This window comes from Streptomyces sp. NPDC059477, from assembly GCF_042749375.1.
GTDB lineage: Bacteria > Actinomycetota > Actinomycetes > Streptomycetales > Streptomycetaceae > Streptomyces.
The window spans coordinates 43,324-45,043 of sequence record NZ_JBHYUG010000067.1 but is presented as its reverse complement, the minus strand read 5'-3'; the positions used below and the strand labels follow the sequence as shown (position 1 = coordinate 45,043).

The following is a 1,720-nucleotide window of genomic DNA, read 5'->3' as shown; positions in this document are numbered from 1 at the left end:
CGGGAGGTGAGCTCGGCGATGCCGTCGAGGCCTTCCGGTTCCGACGGACGGCGAGTTGACGGCGTACCCCCGCCCGCAAAAACCACCGCCGAGCCGAAACCACCCACCACCCCGCCGCGAACCCCAGGACCACCAGCACGGCCACCGGGGCGTAGTTGAACGTCTCCCACGTCACCGGGGACACCTGCGGAAGCATGAACAGGACCGTGATCACGCCGACCCAGGCAACGGCCACCACCCCCACCACCCGCGACCAGCGCCCCAGATGCCACGGCCCCCGCTCGAACGCGTCGCCCTTGCGCAGCCGCAGAAGGGTGGGGATGACGTACGCGATGTAGAGGCCGATCACGGCGATCGAGGTGACCGCCGCGTACGCGGTGACATTGATCAGGTACGGCAGCCCCAGCACCAGCGCCCCGCCCGCCGCCAGCCACACCGCCGCCACCGGCGTACGGGTGCGCGGGCTCACGGTGCGCCAGACGCGGGAGAAGGGCAGGGCCCCGTCGCGGGAGAACGCGTAGATCATCCGGCTGTTGGCCGTCACCGACGCCATCCCGCAGAACAGCTGCGCCCCGATCACCACCAGCAGCAGCAGCTTCCCGGCGGTCACACCCAGCGCGTCCAGCAGGATCTGGGCCGGCGGCGCCCCCGTCGGAGACGTCAGCGCGCCCTCGTACGACTGGATGGCGAAGGTGAAGCCGAGGAGCAGGACGAAACCGGCGATCCAGGAGGTCCAGATCGCCCGCACGATCCCCTTCGGGCCCGCCGTCGAGGCGTCGTGCGTCTCCTCGGTCATATGGGCGGACGCGTCGTAGCCCGTGAAGGTGTACTGCGCCATCAGCAGCCCCAGCAGCACCACGTACAGCGCGCTGCCCCACCCCGTGTTGTTCACGAACTCGCCGAAGACGAACGACGCCGACTGGTGGCGGTCGGGGACGAACGCCAGCGCCCCCACGATCACCGCCACCCCCACCACGTGCCACCACACGCTGACACTGTTGAGGAAGGCGACGATCCGCACACCGAAGGTGTTCAGCAGACCGTGGAGCACGAGGATCCCGGCGAAGAGGAGGATCGTGCGGCCGGGGGTCACCTCGAAGCCGAACTGGAGGTTCAGATACGCGCCGAGGAAGGACGCGGCCCCGAAGTCGACCCCCGCGGTCACCGCGATCTGCCCGAGCACGTTGAACCAGCCCGTGAACCACGCCCAGGCCGCGGCCGTACGTTCCGGAGCCAGCCGGTACGCCCAGAAGTACAGGCCCGCCGAGGTCGGGTACGCCGAGCAGATCTCGGCCATCGCCAGCCCCACGAAGAGGGTCATCAGGCCGACCCCGACCCAGCCCCAGGTGATCACGGCCGGGCCGCCGGTGTTCATGCCGAACAGATACAGCGTCAGGCAGCCGGACAGCACCGAGATGATCGTGAAGGAGACCGCGTAGTTGGAGAACGCCGACATGCGGCGGGCGAGCACCTGCGTATAGCCGAGCTGAGCCAGCCGTTCCTCGTCGGTGAGCCCACGCGCCTTGACGCCGTCTACGTCTGTCATGCCCCCAGCAATTCCCTCATCAAGGGCGTGACACACGTCACAACTTGGCCCCATGGGTCGGAAGAGGGAGCAGACCAGAACGTGAAAGGGGGCCGCACCGACACAAACTCAGCGGCGCCCCCCCGCCAAGAATACACACCGCGAGCGCCGCCCCAACTCGGGGGGCGTGAGCGG

General features: G+C 69.0%; 1 protein-coding gene. It reads right to left on the bottom strand.

Annotated features, from left to right (window positions below; translation table 11 throughout):
• A partial coding sequence (locus ACFXAZ_RS27965) for an amino acid permease (RefSeq protein WP_384596824.1) occupies positions 1–1,546 on the bottom strand: 1,546 nt, incomplete at its 3' end.
• Positions 1,547–1,720: the final 174 nt, after the last annotated feature.